Origin of the sequence: Paenibacillus hunanensis, from assembly GCF_034055775.1 — a bacterium.
GTDB lineage: Bacteria > Bacillota > Bacilli > Paenibacillales > Paenibacillaceae > Saccharibacillus > Saccharibacillus hunanensis.
On record NZ_CP139194.1, the window covers coordinates 2,099,262 to 2,114,278 of the forward strand.

The 15,017-nt window shown below is 48.3% G+C and carries 15 protein-coding genes; all 15 read left to right on the forward strand.

Annotation, left to right across the window (positions count from 1 at the left end; all coding sequences use genetic code 11):
- Positions 1-172: 172 nt before the first annotated feature.
- Positions 173-598 (forward strand): membrane-associated protease 1, encoded by a 426-nt coding sequence (locus tag SK066_RS08500; protein WP_188775146.1) that lies wholly within the window; start codon positions 173-175, stop codon positions 596-598.
- Positions 599-668: 70 nt separating this feature from the next.
- Positions 669-1,103, forward strand: coding sequence for a J domain-containing protein (locus tag SK066_RS08505; RefSeq protein WP_188775147.1), 435 nt, complete (start codon positions 669-671; stop codon positions 1,101-1,103).
- 31 nt (positions 1,104-1,134) lie between these two features.
- On the forward strand, positions 1,135-1,671 hold the full coding sequence (locus SK066_RS08510) for an FHA domain-containing protein (RefSeq protein WP_188775148.1): 537 nt from the start codon (positions 1,135-1,137) through the stop codon (positions 1,669-1,671).
- Between the two features lie 18 nt (positions 1,672-1,689).
- Positions 1,690-2,226, forward strand: coding sequence for an FHA domain-containing protein (locus SK066_RS08515; protein WP_188775149.1), 537 nt, complete (start codon positions 1,690-1,692; stop codon positions 2,224-2,226).
- 12 nt (positions 2,227-2,238) lie between these two features.
- Entirely contained in the window at positions 2,239-3,123 is an 885-nt protein-coding gene (locus tag SK066_RS08520) for a PP2C family protein-serine/threonine phosphatase (RefSeq protein WP_250343525.1), read from the forward strand.
- 3 nt (positions 3,124-3,126) lie between these two features.
- Entirely contained in the window at positions 3,127-4,881 is a 1,755-nt protein-coding gene (locus SK066_RS08525) for a serine/threonine protein phosphatase (RefSeq protein ID WP_320544347.1), read from the forward strand.
- Positions 4,882-5,220: 339 nt separating this feature from the next.
- Complete coding sequence (locus SK066_RS08530; RefSeq protein WP_320544348.1) at positions 5,221-6,561, forward strand: hypothetical protein; 1,341 nt, start codon at positions 5,221-5,223, stop codon at positions 6,559-6,561.
- A complete protein-coding gene (locus tag SK066_RS08535) occupies positions 6,558-7,247 on the forward strand; it encodes an iron-dependent peroxidase (RefSeq protein WP_320544349.1) in 690 nt (229 codons plus the stop codon). Before SK066_RS08530 ends, SK066_RS08535 begins: the two co-directional genes overlap by 4 nt.
- Positions 7,248-7,309: 62 nt before the next feature.
- The gene (locus SK066_RS08540; RefSeq protein WP_188775153.1) at positions 7,310-9,997 is read left to right on the forward strand and encodes a molecular chaperone; all 2,688 of its coding nucleotides are present in this window, start codon (positions 7,310-7,312) and stop codon (positions 9,995-9,997) included.
- A gap of 169 nt (positions 9,998-10,166) precedes the next feature.
- Positions 10,167-10,943, forward strand: coding sequence for a DNA and RNA helicase (locus SK066_RS08545; protein WP_320544350.1), 777 nt, complete (start codon positions 10,167-10,169; stop codon positions 10,941-10,943).
- Positions 10,944-10,984: 41 nt separating this feature from the next.
- Entirely contained in the window at positions 10,985-11,581 is a 597-nt protein-coding gene (locus tag SK066_RS08550; RefSeq protein WP_320544351.1) for a hypothetical protein, read from the forward strand.
- Positions 11,578-13,074: a phage baseplate assembly protein V gene (locus SK066_RS08555; RefSeq protein WP_320544352.1), complete on the forward strand. Its 1,497-nt coding sequence runs from the start codon at positions 11,578-11,580 to the stop codon at positions 13,072-13,074. Before SK066_RS08550 ends, SK066_RS08555 begins: the two co-directional genes overlap by 4 nt.
- Positions 13,071-13,694 (forward strand): hypothetical protein, encoded by a 624-nt coding sequence (locus tag SK066_RS08560; RefSeq protein ID WP_320544353.1) that lies wholly within the window; start codon positions 13,071-13,073, stop codon positions 13,692-13,694. The genes SK066_RS08555 and SK066_RS08560 overlap by 4 nt, the downstream gene beginning before the upstream one ends.
- Positions 13,695-13,824: 130 nt before the next feature.
- The gene (locus SK066_RS08565) at positions 13,825-14,391 is read left to right on the forward strand and encodes a hypothetical protein (RefSeq protein ID WP_320544354.1); all 567 of its coding nucleotides are present in this window, start codon (positions 13,825-13,827) and stop codon (positions 14,389-14,391) included.
- A gap of 224 nt (positions 14,392-14,615) precedes the next feature.
- A complete protein-coding gene (locus tag SK066_RS08570; RefSeq protein WP_188775158.1) occupies positions 14,616-14,999 on the forward strand; it encodes a DUF4280 domain-containing protein in 384 nt (127 codons plus the stop codon).
- The last annotated feature ends 18 nt before the right edge of the window (positions 15,000-15,017 follow it).

Below are 15,017 nucleotides of genomic sequence, written 5' to 3' on the forward strand. Positions count from 1 at the left end.
GAATATGTTTGAGAGCAATCTCATCCGCAGTCTGTCTCATTTCCTACACTATTCTCGAACTAGTCGTCATGAGGCGTTATGTACAGTAGCAAGGTATGTTAGGAGCGGCTCCATAGGCTCCGTTCCTTTACATAAAAAATAAAAAAAGTACTTATTCCAAGGAGGAACACAAATGGGTTTCACACTCAAAGTAGAAGGCGCAGAAACAATCGAGCTCGGTCTGGACAACATTCAAACAGTCGTATACGACACGGATACACCGGATGATTCCAACGCACGCTCGACCGATGTGGGCTCCACACTGCGTATCACAGGCAAAATTCTTACAGCTACGGATGGCGACAAAGCAGATGATACTATGAAGCTGGCAACCTGGTCGCTCGTTCCTGCTGAAAAGGCAGACTGCTATCGTAAAGTGACGCTGGAAGTTATTTCCGCCGATCAAGTAGTACGCAAAATTTATTTCCCGAACGCATTTGTTGTTGACTATAACGAGCGTTTTGGTGATGTAGAAGGCGTTGGTCAATTCAGCCTGTTCATTAAGCAAAAGAAAGACAAAACCGAGCTTGCCAAAATCGAGGGCGGTTACGCTAACTAAGAAGCGATCTACCAGAGCCGTGCAGCCGCGCGGCTCTACCCTCTACTCCAGCGCAAAGAAGGGACGTCCCATGAGCAATTGGTATCAGGTACTCGGTGTAGCTCCCGAAGCCGATGCAGCACAGATCAAGCAGGCCTATCGCAAGCTAGCCAAGCAGCACCATCCTGATCGTAATCAGGGAAGCGCTGATGCAGCGCAACGCTTCAAGCAGATTCAGCAAGCCTATGAAACACTGGGTGATGAACAGAATCGCACTCGATATGATGAATCACTAAAACGAACCACTTCCGAACAACGTCAGTCCAGAGCAACCGCTGCTAATGGAGAGCGTACTCGCACGACTGCACGTCCAGACTTCGATCCGCGTGATGTACAGACGCAGTTTGAACGCTTTTTTGGCTTTACGACCAATGGAGAGAAAAAGGAAGACACCGGTAATAAAACAAGCAAAAATCCGCTGGACACCTCACAGCTTTTTGATCGATATTTTGGGAAACGTCAATGAAGCTCAGTCTGGCAATGGAGGTTGTACATATATGAAATCCGAGAGAACCGCAGCATTATGGAGTGTCGATATCAGTATTGCCGTCCTGTCACTGGCAACGATCATCTATGTGTTTATGACACCTTCAATTGTACTTCGAATACTCGTTGTTCTGATGATCATAGCGGCTATAGGCTGGTTGATCTATGATCGCTGGGTTAAGGACAAGCACGAGGTAGCCGTGTACGAACCGATTCGTGAAATCATTCTGATTGATGAATTTGGAGAACGGATTAAGGGCTGGGATATTGTTGGTGAAACGAGCATGCTGATCGGCAAAAATACACGTCATAACCGTGTGGATATCGATCTATCAGGCAGTGATTATGCCTCGCTGGTGAGTAGCCAGCATGCGGTATTGAATTGTGTGAATGGTCTCTGGTATGTAGAGGATGCTGATTCCAGCAACGGAACGGGGATTCGTCCAGCGACAGAGAACAAATCCAATAAAATCGAAATTGGACGTCCCTATCCGATTGGACCCGGGGATGTTTTATATATTGCCAATACGAGATTGCTCGTAAATTGATACTGGGAGATGACAACGATGAGTTTAACAAGATGCCCCAATGGACATATGTTCAGCACAAGAAGACACGGCAGCACCTGCCCTTATTGCAATACAGTAGTCGCTATGGAAACGGGAACAGGCGGGGCGCGTCCGGTCGTTCGCATTCATGAGGAAGAAGAGAAGACAATGCCTTATCTCGGCGAAACGGTGGGCATCCATCCCGTTACAGGTTGGCTCGTCTGCATTGAAGGGCCGCAGCTGGGTCAGGATTATCGCATTATGGCAGAGAAGAATTTTATCGGTCGTGCGGAAGAAATGCATATCCGTATTATCGGCGATAATGCCATTTCCCGTCGCAATCATGCGGTGATCGTATACGATCCGAAAAAGCGCAATTTCTATCTGCTTCCGGGTGATGCTTCCGGTCTGGCTTACCATAACAACGAGGCGGTCTATTCGCCAGTTGAGCTGAATCCATATGATGTACTTCAGCTTGGTCACAGTAAGTTTATTTTCATTCCGCTGTGTGGTGCCCATTTTGAATGGGAAAATAACGCTCTCGTCGCTGAATAGGAGGGTGAGCTTATGAGCGCAATGGCAACGCCTTATATTGTATTCGTCTGTGCCTGTGCCATTCTAGGTGGACTGCTGGTGCTACGTCATCGGCTGGCATTACAAACGAATGGCATATCGCTATATGTGAATGATACCGGATTACCGATGGACAGCGTACAGATCGGCAACGGTCAGACGATTGGAACACGTCCAGAGCAGGATGATTATTTTGCCAGTCAGACGACATCCGTGGGAACGCTGGCTGTGCTTGCAGATGGCATTAGTGGTTTGGATCATGGTCGGATGGCAAGCACACTGGCAGTTACGACCTTTATGAAGGATTACGAGCAGGTGCAGGAATATCGTCAGATTCCAGATTATATGGAGGAAGCGGCATTTGCGAGTAATCGAGAGATTGTACAGCAGCTCAAAGGCAATCATGGCGGTACAACGCTCGCAGCCGTTGTCCTAACTGGACGACATTTATACTGGGGCGCAGTCGGCGATAGCATTATTACGATCTTCCGCAACAGTAGCTTTATTCCGGTCAATTCGATGCATACGTTCGGCGCAGCCGTTTTACAGCAAAAGGTATTGTCTGGTGAGATGACACGTCAGCAGGCAGATAGCAGCCCGCAGCGCAAGCAGCTGGTGAATTATCTTGGCTATGAAGGCTTTGATCATATGGAGATTTGCGATACACCATTTGTACTGCGTCCGGGGGACAAGGTACTGCTGTGTAGCGATGGCATTTATGATGCCTTAACCGAGGTAGAGCTGGAAGCGATTTTGAAGGCGGAATTGACACCACAGGATGCCGCCGATCGGATTATCGAAAGTATTCAACAAAAACAACTGAAGCATCAGGATAATGCGACAGTCATTATTATGGAGCATGGTGTGAGCGGGAGGTAGCCTATGAGAAGAGAAAACAGTGATGTAAAGACAGCTTTCGTCTCGGAGGCAGGCTCTTTGCTCGATAATCGGGATTATTTTGCTTATACCGAGCTGGATGATCGCGCCTGTTATGTAATCGCTGACGGGCTAGATGAGGACGATCAGCAGCGTAGCGCCGAGATGGCGGCGAAGATCATTTTAGAGAATTTTATGGAAAAACCGAGCCTGTCGCGCTGGCGCATTCGTCGCTGGCTCAAAGAAGCACATGAAACGCTCAAATTCGAAAGTCGGCGTATGCGTCTCAAGGCAAGTCTGCTCGTGATCGTGACCGATTATACCAAGTATGTGTGTGCATCGAGTGGTAACGCACGCTTACTGCATTTACGCAATGGACGTCTGCTGGTGAAAAGTCATGATCAGAGTCTGGCGCAGCTGATGGCAGACCGCGGCAAGCTAGCACCGGATAAAGTGTATCATCACGAGGAAAGCAGTAATTTGATGGAATATATCGGTAAGCCAGAGCAATTCGGCATGTCCTTTATTCGCAAAACTCGGATGATGGACGGAGATGTGCTACTGCTGACAACTGCCGGGCTATGGAAAGGCCTGGATCAGACCGAGATTGCTGATGCGCTGGCAGAATCGCAGGACCCGCAGACATTCGCCGATACACTGGAGGATGTGCTGCTGAGCAAGCAGGCATACCATTATGACAACTATACCGCCGCAGCTCTTTACATAAATAAGGTCTATCAGGACGACCCGAAAAAGAAAATGCGCATCATTCGCCGTATTCTGATTGCGGCACTTGTCTTTTGTGTTCTCGGCGGAGGGGTATGGTGGGCAACATATCGCAGCATCGAGCGCAAAGCTGAGGCTGCCGCCAATCTGGTTGAATATCAGCAAACAGGTGATCAGTACACCCAGCAGGGCGATTATGAAAAAGCGCTCAAATCGTACAGCGAGGCACGCAACGCTGCAATCAAAATCCGTGACCGACTGCACCGGGCTACACTGGGTGACAAAATGAAGATCGCCCAATCGCTCGTTGATGGCGATGGCTATCTCAAGCAAAAGGAATATGATCAGGCGATTACCAGCTACAAAGCCGCTCGCCAGCAAGCCGAGAATTACCCTATTTTCAGCCAGACGGATATTCAAAAGCGACTCGATCAGACGGAAGCCTTTGAAAATGTAAACGAAACCGTACAGCAGGCAGACCTCAAATTCCAATCCGGTGAATATAGCGCTGCTAAAAAGCTATACGAGCAAGCCAACAAGGAAGCGACTCAGGTCGCTTATACCGACGCTCAGAAGGATGTCACCACCAAGCTAAATGACACCCAGGCCAAGCTCGACGAAATTCAACAGCAAACTCAGGAGCTGCGTGCCGAAAAACAGGAAAAACGAGGCGACAAAGCACTCGACGCGGGTAACTACGAGCTCGCCGTTACCGCTTACGATGATGCACAGGGCATCTATCAAGACATCGACAAGCTGGAAAAAGTCCTATCCATCGAACGCAAAATTAGCAAAGTCGAGGAACAACAAGACAAACGCGCCGAAGCCGCTATCGCTGCCCAAAACCAGGCAGCCCAGCAAAACGCCGCTATGAACAACATGCTACCACCAGCATCCAGCAACAACGAAACAACCGGCACCCTAAATGGCACAGGCACAACCGCAGCCAGCCAGGGAACAAGCAAGCCTGCTCAAGAGTCCAACTCAACCGACTCCACAGGCATCACCGACAGCGGCGTAGCTAACGGCTCATAAAAGTAACGTAAACAAGCTTAATCATCTACACCATCACATTCTAAAGTTATCTATTCATAAAACCAGTAATCCAAAGTCTTTTCCAACAGTTCAGCTTTCCAAAGCCCTTGCCCTTAAACTGCTGCCCCACCCAAGCCTTTGGAAACTGAACATGGCGCATATGCACGGAGCGTAGGGAAGAGAATAGGGGATAAGGACGACTTTGGAGGTGCGAGAATCTACATTTCATCCTACTCCGTAGATTCTCGTACCTCCACCCGAGTCCGTTCCCCTATCTCTTCCCGAAGCGGCTCCCTGCATATGAAAGCCAAACCATGTCATTCCCAAAGGAGCCCCCAAATGAAACGCCAGCTGCAATCCATCATGCATGACCGCATTCAACGCTTGACCCAACTGGATGATCGCCGATTGATGCGCCAGCTGGTCAATGACTTTTTAATCGATATGGTTGACTATCAGGAGCAAATGCTGAACCGCTTGGAGCAGCGCGTTCTGGATGAGAGCCGTACCGTCAGCGATCGATACGACATCTATGGCACTATTTGCCGCCAGGAGGACTGGGATAGCGCGCGTACGTTTCTATATCCGGTGTTGCCAGAGGATGTAGAGCAGCAGCATTTGAATATTCGTGATTTGCTAGCAGTCGGTACGGTAGAAGGAGAGACGACCGAAACATCTGCTCAGCGACTTTGCCGATTATTTCTCGAAATGGATACGGCACAGGTACAGCAGCTGGCACATAGTGGACGTACATTTCGTGCTGTAGTGACAACCGATATCGGGCAATATGAGGTGCATACGATGCTGCGTCCCTCTTGGGAGTATACGTCTCGTCTGGAGCATCTGTATGCAAGCTTCCAATTAAGCGGATTAAGCTGGAAAACGGTCTATCATCCATATCTGTACAAATTCGTTGATGTGCTGTTGCAGCGCTGGAAAGTACAGCCAACGCCTGAGGAGCAGATTCTATCGATCACCGTAGATATGGAAGAATTCCAGGCATATCAGCGACCTGGCTGGATTCCTGTGTGGAATGTACAGCAGCTACGCATCAAGAGTACAGGCTTTCCGACTCCTGCACTGGATCGCATTCATTATGAGCATTTGATTCATTTGCAACGATACGGTACAGAGCATGGCTATATTGTGGATGCGTCTGCCGAGGATGTTCGCTATATTAAGCGCGGTGTACAGGATATGACGATCGTATCGACCGAGGAACGATCTGGCTTCTGGCAGATCTTGCAAATTCACCGTCCAGATCAAGGACATGAGGTGTATCGTCCTTATCCGCTACTCAATAACGCGTATGCCGATCGATTTGCCCACCATCATGGCGAGCGTCCGTCCTTACCGATACGCACGCGTGGAGAAATGGAACGACTTATTCATATGCTAGCGGATGATCGTGGTGTGGAGCTAATCGATGTACAGATAGGCGATAGTAGGCATACGCATACAACCGTGCCGCCTCATCCAGAATATAATGCATTGGATCTGAACGAGTTTCTTGGCGACAATATCCGTCCAGATGCTCACCGTCCACTGTTGACTCTATCCTTTCAACAGCAGCCAGCTAGAGCATTACCGTCCTTTTTACAGGAGGATCAGTTGCAATATCTTATCGCTGAGCTACAACGACGCTTGCCTGAATATCGATGCAAAGGGGTGTGGGCATGAATTATATTTGGGATTTGCTCATCCATGCGGAGGAGCAGGGTATTCCAGCGTCGTCGATTACGTTTGTTCCAGCGCAGAGCTATTCGCCTTATATGGAGCTAAGTCTCAATGAATTGAATGCGACCGAGGTTGGACAGCAGGTAGAGCTGAATCCGTATTATCGGTTTGAGACGTTGTTCAAAAATTGGTTTCATCCTGATTTGCAAGAAGATGAAGAGATGCGTACCGTGCTGTTTGATATGATCATCCATTTTCTGGCACAGATCGATCGATATGAAGGCATGACAAGGCGAGAGTATGAAATTCGCTTTGTGCTACGCGATCTGGAACAGGGCGTATTCGGAGATGAAGCTGCACAGTATATAGGCATGCTGAATCGGGATGAACAGGAACAGCTAGGTGAGCAATTGCTGCGGCTATATGAAACAGGTGAACCGATTGCACTGCTGCGACAGCTACTGCGGCGCTGGTTTCCACGCTCGCTTATTTATGTCAATCGAGATGAGCGACAGGAAATGCTGGTCTATCTCGGTCAACCGGATCATGAGAGCAATCGTGCCAAGGTGAATATACTGCTGTTGCTGTTTGTACCGATTCCGTTTGAAGTACGTATGTACTGGGCTCATCACTTTGGGCTGGTAGGTACAGACGAGACGATGAAGATCGATAATATTGCTCTGTATTAACATCACATCACGATGCCGCTGCAAGGGTAGAGGCATACAGACAACGAAAGGATGATCGCACAATGAGCAAAATGTATTCATATCGGCTGCACAATCATCCATTGGAGCGTCAGAGTAGCAAAGGGCAAGCCCGTTTCACCCGAGACGAGCTAGAGGAAATGACCACCTTTGAGCTGCGTAATATTTGTTATAAGGAGCGTCTGGTTGAAGGGATTGCCGGTACGCTGGATCGGGAAGAATTAATTCGTACTATTCTCAAATTCCGTGGCATGCAGCATACGCTACGTATTGAGCATTATCGCAAAGGCGGCTTTGAACGTATCGTATCAGTGTTAGGACGTTATCTAAATGCGCAAAAGCCCGATCATGGCAGCATTCGCGTACCCGCACGGATTGTGCTGTATCAGGGCATTCGACTTGGCTTGCTCGACAACTATGTGATTGAAGCTGGGCCGGGTCTGGGTGAGAATGTGCTGCTCGTGAACGATAACGGGGAGCTGTGCGGTATTTTAAATGTAAAAGGGCAGGAAGATGAGCCAGGCAAATATTTGCTCACTGCACCGAGTCACTGGGAATATCGGATGACAGCGAACCAGAACTATAGCCTGTATTTTACTCGCAGACAGGATTCGGATTATCTGTACCATGCGTATTACAGCGATCGTCCGCTTATTCCGGCTAATTTGCATTATTATCGTGTACCTGTGGCCGAACTGGAAATCCGTATACCTGAGCCAACGGATACCGTGCTGGCAATCGACTTTGGCACATCCAATACGACAGCAGGCGCTTATCTGGGTAGCGGCTATGGACAGGCATTACAGCCAGAAGACCATGGGCTACGCAATCAGGATCGATTATTTGGACAAAATACTCCGTATCGCAAACGTGACGAGATTAACTATGTCGTATTTCCAAATGTGACCGATAAGCAGGAGCAATGGCTGGAGCTACTGCCTACACTTGCTGCGGCAGCAGATTGTGCAGATGCCGACAATGTACGCATGGTGTACGGCTATGATGCACTTGCTTATATTCAGCGCAACGGACATAACAGCCGGGCGACGGTATTTCGTGGTATGAAGCGCTGGGTGAACGATTACGAGCGTACCGAAGAGCTGATGGATGCGGCGGGTAATACAGCTTATTTGAGCCGTGGTGATATTTTGAAGGGATACATGTCGTATGTGGTAGAAACGGCAGAGCAGCAGTTCAAATGCCGATTTACCCATCTGCATATTTCCAGTCCGGTTAAGCTGAAAACTCAGTTTCTGGATATGTTCACTCGTATGCTGCCCGAGTACAAGATTGAAACCGAGGATGCGCTGGATGAAGGCATGTCGGTGCTATACAACACGATTGCCGATCAGATCGATAAAGGAACGTATGTAGACGGCGAGGAATATCAAGCACTCGTAATCGACTGCGGCGGCGGTACAACCGATCTTAGCTCCTGTCGCTTCAGCATTCATGAGGGTCGTATTTCATACGGTTTGGATATTCACACCAGCTATGAAAATGGTGATACCAACTTTGGCGGTAACAATATTACATATCGCATTATGCAATGGATGAAGATCGTATTTGCCGAATGGTACAGTGGTCAGCAGCGCCGGATTGATATGGATGCACTGATCGATATTCCGGGTGCAGAGCTGTTCCGTTATGTGGATGAGTACGGGATTCGCGCAGTGTATGAAGGAATGGAAGCACGCTATCTGGAAGCGGAAAAGATTATCCCGACCAAGTACCGTGATTATGAGCAGCGCAGCCGGGACGAATACCAGCGTGTGCGTGGCAATTTCTATTTCCTATGGGCGATGGCAGATCAGATGAAGCAGGAGTTTTTCCGTAAAACAGGGATTTTGCGTAGTCGATTCCATGATGATAGTGAGATGACGATGGATAGCGATATCAAGATTACACGGGTGGATCGCTGGTTCCTATCTGTAGCAGAGCCAGATGGACGCTTGCGTAATGAATATCGTCCACCCGATGTGGTGTTCAACATCCGTGAGATCAATCAACTGATCAAAGCGGATATTTATGAGATTGTACGCAAGTTTCTGGATGAATTTTATCAGGATGGACGCTTGCAGGACTTCTCTATTATTAAATTAACCGGACAATCCTGCCGAATTGACGTGTTCCGTGAAGCGTTGAAGGAGTTCGTACCAGGTCGTAGCATCGAATTCCGCCAGAAAACAAAGGAAAACAGTCAGGTGCCCGATCTGAAGCTTGCCTGTCTGCGTGGTGCAATTCGTTATTTGAACGCCAAAAAGATCGGTATGATCAAGCCTGTTCTGACTAACGAAACACCAGCAATCCCGTATTCAGTCACCGCCTATACACATACCCGTCAGGAGATGACGCTCATTCGCAGTTTGGAGCGCGGTCAGACCTTTGGTAATGTATCCAGACCCCAGCATACGACCGAGATTGAGTTTCTCGTCTGGGCAGATGATGGCAGCCTGCGCCACCGCTATGTGTATAAAGGCTGGGCAGATAGCTTCCGTCCGGTTGTATATGAAGAGATTGAAGAGATGTATGGAGCGTACATCATTCAGGATGAGACGGATAGTATTAGCAATGGAGAAACGAAGTTTTTTGTATTTGCCGGTGAACAGCGCTGGGGCTTCAACATCGTACCCGTTATGCGCGATAACGAGCAATTGTACGTAGCGGATCGTCAATTTTTCGCTTTTGAAAATGATCTGTCCGAGCTTGATTTCTTCGATGGTACGAAGTAAAGGGAATTTGATAGAGCCAGGACGTGTAAGCAAACGAGTTTGCTTACATGCTCTGTCTGGTACTTTGACCAGGAACAGTTTTAATACTAAATCGATTTCAAGTTCTGAATCATATCCATTCCAACCCATATGTTAGATGATTAGGATCGTAACGAAAGGAGGTGGTGCAGTGTTTACGTATATTCAACCTCGCTTTGAAAAGGGACGTGTGCTCAAAACCGAGATGCTAGAGCAGGTGCGTGACTACCCGCGTGTACTGGCGAATATCGAATATGACGAATACAGTGATGGCATTCTGAGCGGTGCCCATGTGACCGTTGATCCGGCAGAGCTGATTGTCGCTCCAGGTCTGGTTAAGTTCCGTGGTCACCTGTATATGCTGGAGCAGTCGCAAAGGTTGTTTTATGAAGCGACTGAGAACGAGCAGATTTTGCGTATTCGCTTTGAAGATAATGGATCGGATCGTGATTTTGAACGATTGGCAGGTATGCTTATTCTGGATGAGCAGCAGCCCTCAGCAGATGAGTTGGAATTGGGACGATTTAAATTAAAGCAGGGTGCCGTACTACGTTCAGATTATATTGATTTTGCCGATATGGTGACCGAATTTAATACGTGGAATCCCGTATCTGCCTGTTATGCAGGCATTGGGCAGTGCACACTACGACCGGAAGTGATACATCGCTTTGCACGCGAGCTATTGCAGACGGGTACACAGGAGGCTGCGGATTATGCCTTTGCTTTTATGGCGTTAAATACACAGCGTGTGGAACGTACTGTGCTGGAGCACTATATCGCTGCTCGCAATCAGACTGAACTGGTTAGTGGTAGCAATATGAAGCTGCACCGCCAGTTGACCGTTATTTTGCAGGACGCTGCGCGCGGTAAAAGAAGCTCGTCACGCTGGGGGAATCGCAGCCCGGGTGGGCGTATGATTGTCGATTGATCACAATGCAGCCTGGCTGACAAGATAAGGAGGAATCACCGATGCCATTTGAAGATGAGAAGATCGCTGCTGTGTTAAATGAATGGGAAGAGCAACAGCGGAATCATAATATTCTGAACGGACCGGTTGAAGCGGAGGGAAGGGAGTACACGTTTGCTCTGCGTTCCTTTTTTGATAACCGACTGCATATGTATGTGCCGGAATCGTTTCAGCTTATGTCCAAATCGATGCAAAAAGCTAAATACCCGTATGAGGATCGTCCAGCCGTTATCCTGACCAATGGACGCTGCGAGGTGGATCTTACATTCCAGCATGTCGATCAGCCGCTACAGGATGACTGGATTCCTGAGCTGGTGGACGGCATGAAGCAGATGGTCCGTAATATACAGCCGACGAATGTATTTTACGAGCAAAAGATCGAGCAGGTGAATGGTAAACGCATCGGCTACTTTGACTTTAAAAGCCCGGCACTCGATCAGCCTGCGTATCGACTGATGTTTTATCTAGAGCTGGATGGCGAAACGATCATCGGCGGCTTTAGCTGTCCATACAAAAGTTATGCGGAATGGCGACCACTTATCCTGCAAATGCTGCAAACCATCTATACGACCACACCGGAAGGGGGAGCATCGCAATGAGCTTTATGCCAACTTCTTCATCTAGATCGAAATGGCCTGACCTGTCCAATGGCGAACTGCCGATGCTGTTTCCGGATATTTTCAGTATTGGTGATCTGGATGTGCAGCCGTATCAGTTTGAGCGTATTCTCGATCTCAAGATCGTGAAAAATCTGAATGAGCATGTGACCTTTACGCTTAGCGGTATCGTACCGGAGGAATTAATGGATCAGTATGTGGAGCATGCTGATGAGAATGAGCAGATTGAGGTGTTTATTACGAATCTGCTGGAGGATGTATATAGCGAGCGAGAGCGCTTATTTCAAGGAACAGTCACCAATATATCGATCAAGGCTGTGCATGGAGTACGTGAGCTGCACATCGAAGCACAGAGTCTGACCTCCAAAATGGATATCGAGAAAAAACAGCGTTCTTTTCAAAAAACCGAAGATACATATCGCGATCTATTCAACCATATCGCCTCTGGCTATACCGAAGCCAAAGTGCTGGACGAGGCGTCCAATGGTCAGTATCTGGGCGAGCTATTCGTACAGAATAAAGAAACGGACTGGGAATTTCTCAAGCGCCTTGCCTCACGACTACATGCACCACTGATCCCGATGTCCACGCAACCGGGATTGAAGCTGATGATTGGTGTGCCAGAAGGCGATACGCCCATTACCCTGAATGAATACAATTACACGGTCAAAAAAGACTTGATGGAGCATAAGCTCAAAGCGAATAACGATATTCCAGATGATTTGGAAGAATCGAGCATTAGTTACGAGGTGAGCAGCTACGAATTGTTAGAGCTCGGTACACCCGTTCAGTTTCTAAACAAAGTGCTATATATTGCCTCTGCTGAGATTGGGATTGACGATGAGGTGCTGATGGGACGTTATATTTTAAGGGATCGCCCAAGCTTCCGCAACCGAATCATCTGGCCATACGATCTATCCGGTTCGTCGCTGTTCGGCAAAGTGATCGACATCATGAAGGATCAGGTCAAGATCAAGCTGGATATCGATCAGGGCTCCGAAGACAGCGGCGCGATGTGGTTTCCGTATTCGACTGTGTATTCCTCACCGGATGGCAGTGGCTGGTATGCAATGCCAGAGGTGAACGATCAGATACGACTCTATTTCCCGAATGAACGAGAGCAGCATGCTTTTGTGGCCAGCTCCGTCGATCTCAAATCGTCCGATCCAGCCAAGCGTAGCGATCCCGCAGTGAAAAGTATCAGTACCAAATACGGCAAACAGATTGTGTTCCGTCCAGGTGCTGTGGAGATTATCGCGAACGGCGAATTGCTGATGCGTATGACCGATGACGGCGGCGTAGAGATTAACAGCAACAAAAAGATCATTATGACCGCGGATGAAGACATCGAGATCACGGGCAAAACGAAAATTATGATCGAGGGCAAGGAAGGCGTCGACTTTGTGCAGGGCGGAGCCACTGTCAATATCAAGGATGATGTGCGTCTGACCGGAGGCAAGGTGAATATCGAATGAGATTGCCGACTCGAGATGAAGCGATGCAGGAGTTTCTAGAGCAGCATGTATTAAGTGGCTGGCTGGATGATGTGCCACTCATTGAAAATAATTGCATCCAGCACGAGCAGCAGTTAATCGATACACTGATATCCGCACTGGAGCAGTCCTGTAATGAAGCGAGCCGTTTACAGACGATTGGTGAAAAAGGGCCTGTGCGTCATATTTATATTTCTCTGCTACGCACATCGTTGTTACACAATCGGGCGCAGTACCGAATCGACTGTCATGATCAACGCTGGTTTTTGGATGACACCGATAGCGCCGCTTATTGGGATGCCGGGTTGATATTCGATCCGCTTTTCCAGCGGATGCAGCAGCTCAAGGAGCAACGCAAATCATACGGTCGCCGCATCGCGGTAATGGATATCGAGAAAATCATGCAGCTAGAAGCAATCAAATATCATACGCTCACCATGCATATCGTGCAGGCACTGCTACCCTATTGGCTGGAGCATCCGACATGGCTTGCATTGAACAAAACGTCCGACTGCTCCATCTACGCTGGAGAGTTTCATGACGAGTGCGAGCTGCTGCATCAGGAGGGCGTAGAGCAATCGGAAGTAAGCCAGCTCGATTGAGCTTTGTGGTAAGCAAAGCGTAGCTAGATGGCTGATAGATATTATTTTGAGTGCTGCTCAGATCAAAGGGATCAACAATACTTCTGCGTCAGCTCATAGGTTATAGACGTGAGAAAGGTGAGAAGCTACGATGGACTATTTTCTGCTTACACAGGATTGGCGCTATACAGATATTCCACAGCTAGAACCGCTTAGCCGCCAGTTACCTGCTCTCAAGCCTGAGTTTATACAGCCTGGCGATTTGCAGCAGCCGCTTGGTTTGTATATGCAAAGCCATGAGGATAGTGAATATCTCGATTATCTAGATGAAGCTTTGCCATTAGTCTCCGCTCGTATGATGAAGCTGTGGAGTATGTATGAGCCGCATATGAGCTTTCATCCAGTCGTACTGATGAATCTAGAGCTGTCGCTGCAAATGACGTATCATCTAGCATTTCCTGCTGCGGTCAACATCCTGCACGAGGATAGCGAATGGAATGCCGATCGCACCCTGCTCCAGCATATTGTACTGGATCGTAGCCGCTTGCCACGACGTAAAATTTTCAAAATCGGCGAAAGTGCCAAACCGCAGATCGTTATTCGTCTTGATGTTGCTGAAAGCATACTTCGACGCGACATGACTGGCATTACACTACAAAAGCTCGAAGTTGCAGCACCTCGAACGGTATACCGAGCTGTACAGCCATTTGTAGAATAAACTCGTCAAATCATCTAATTTCAATTCAACATTTCCATAATGGCGTTGGTCATCTTTTTACTCAGTAGTCGATAGGTAAGCACTCAACGAGCTACATCCAAATATGGATTAGAGCCAAGCCTGTGTATCACATCATTGCCTGCCTGTACAGATAAGCACATGAATCGATCCAGGCTCTTCATCAGCCGATCAACCCGATGCTACACACAAAGGAGGAACAGTAGATGTCGGATGAATACTATGTCGTACGCGGCGCATCTATGCGATGCAGCTGCGGTTCCCATAAGCGTAAAATCAATCTGCCCGCCAGTCATGGTGCGTTTGTCAAAACAAAGCCGATGATGAACGAGGACGATTACAAGTCCGTTAATGTACCTAGCTTTGGCGTATGCAGCAGTTCAGCCAATCCCAGCTCAGCCAAGGTGTATTTAGTAGGGGAGAACGGCGGGCAGGTAGAGGGCAAGCCATGTAAGCCTATGCTCATGCAGCCGTGGATGAATACGATGAAGAAGACGCGTGTGGAAAACAAGCCTGCCTTGACCACATCGTCCTGTCATATGTGCATGTATAAAGGAAGCATTACGTTTGAATCGAGCGGACAGGAGTAATCCGATCAAGACGGCATC

What these genes read in the sequence shown, in the direction of transcription:
- SK066_RS08570 (WP_188775158.1), top strand. Translation starts at nt 14,616, where the DNA reads ATGTCGGATGAATACTATGTCGTACGCGGCGCATCTATGCGATGCAGC.
- SK066_RS08510 (WP_188775148.1), top strand. Translation starts at nt 1,135, where the DNA reads ATGAAATCCGAGAGAACCGCAGCATTATGGAGTGTCGATATCAGTATT.
- SK066_RS08500 (WP_188775146.1), top strand. Translation starts at nt 173, where the DNA reads ATGGGTTTCACACTCAAAGTAGAAGGCGCAGAAACAATCGAGCTCGGT.
- SK066_RS08550 (WP_320544351.1), top strand. Translation starts at nt 10,985, where the DNA reads ATGCCATTTGAAGATGAGAAGATCGCTGCTGTGTTAAATGAATGGGAA.
- SK066_RS08540 (WP_188775153.1), top strand. Translation starts at nt 7,310, where the DNA reads ATGAGCAAAATGTATTCATATCGGCTGCACAATCATCCATTGGAGCGT.
- SK066_RS08535 (WP_320544349.1), top strand. Translation starts at nt 6,558, where the DNA reads ATGAATTATATTTGGGATTTGCTCATCCATGCGGAGGAGCAGGGTATT.
- SK066_RS08565 (WP_320544354.1), top strand. Translation starts at nt 13,825, where the DNA reads ATGGACTATTTTCTGCTTACACAGGATTGGCGCTATACAGATATTCCA.
- SK066_RS08505 (WP_188775147.1), top strand. Translation starts at nt 669, where the DNA reads ATGAGCAATTGGTATCAGGTACTCGGTGTAGCTCCCGAAGCCGATGCA.
- SK066_RS08515 (WP_188775149.1), top strand. Translation starts at nt 1,690, where the DNA reads ATGAGTTTAACAAGATGCCCCAATGGACATATGTTCAGCACAAGAAGA.
- SK066_RS08560 (WP_320544353.1), top strand. Translation starts at nt 13,071, where the DNA reads ATGAGATTGCCGACTCGAGATGAAGCGATGCAGGAGTTTCTAGAGCAG.
- SK066_RS08555 (WP_320544352.1), top strand. Translation starts at nt 11,578, where the DNA reads ATGAGCTTTATGCCAACTTCTTCATCTAGATCGAAATGGCCTGACCTG.
- SK066_RS08530 (WP_320544348.1), top strand. Translation starts at nt 5,221, where the DNA reads ATGAAACGCCAGCTGCAATCCATCATGCATGACCGCATTCAACGCTTG.
- SK066_RS08525 (WP_320544347.1), top strand. Translation starts at nt 3,127, where the DNA reads ATGAGAAGAGAAAACAGTGATGTAAAGACAGCTTTCGTCTCGGAGGCA.
- SK066_RS08520 (WP_250343525.1), top strand. Translation starts at nt 2,239, where the DNA reads ATGAGCGCAATGGCAACGCCTTATATTGTATTCGTCTGTGCCTGTGCC.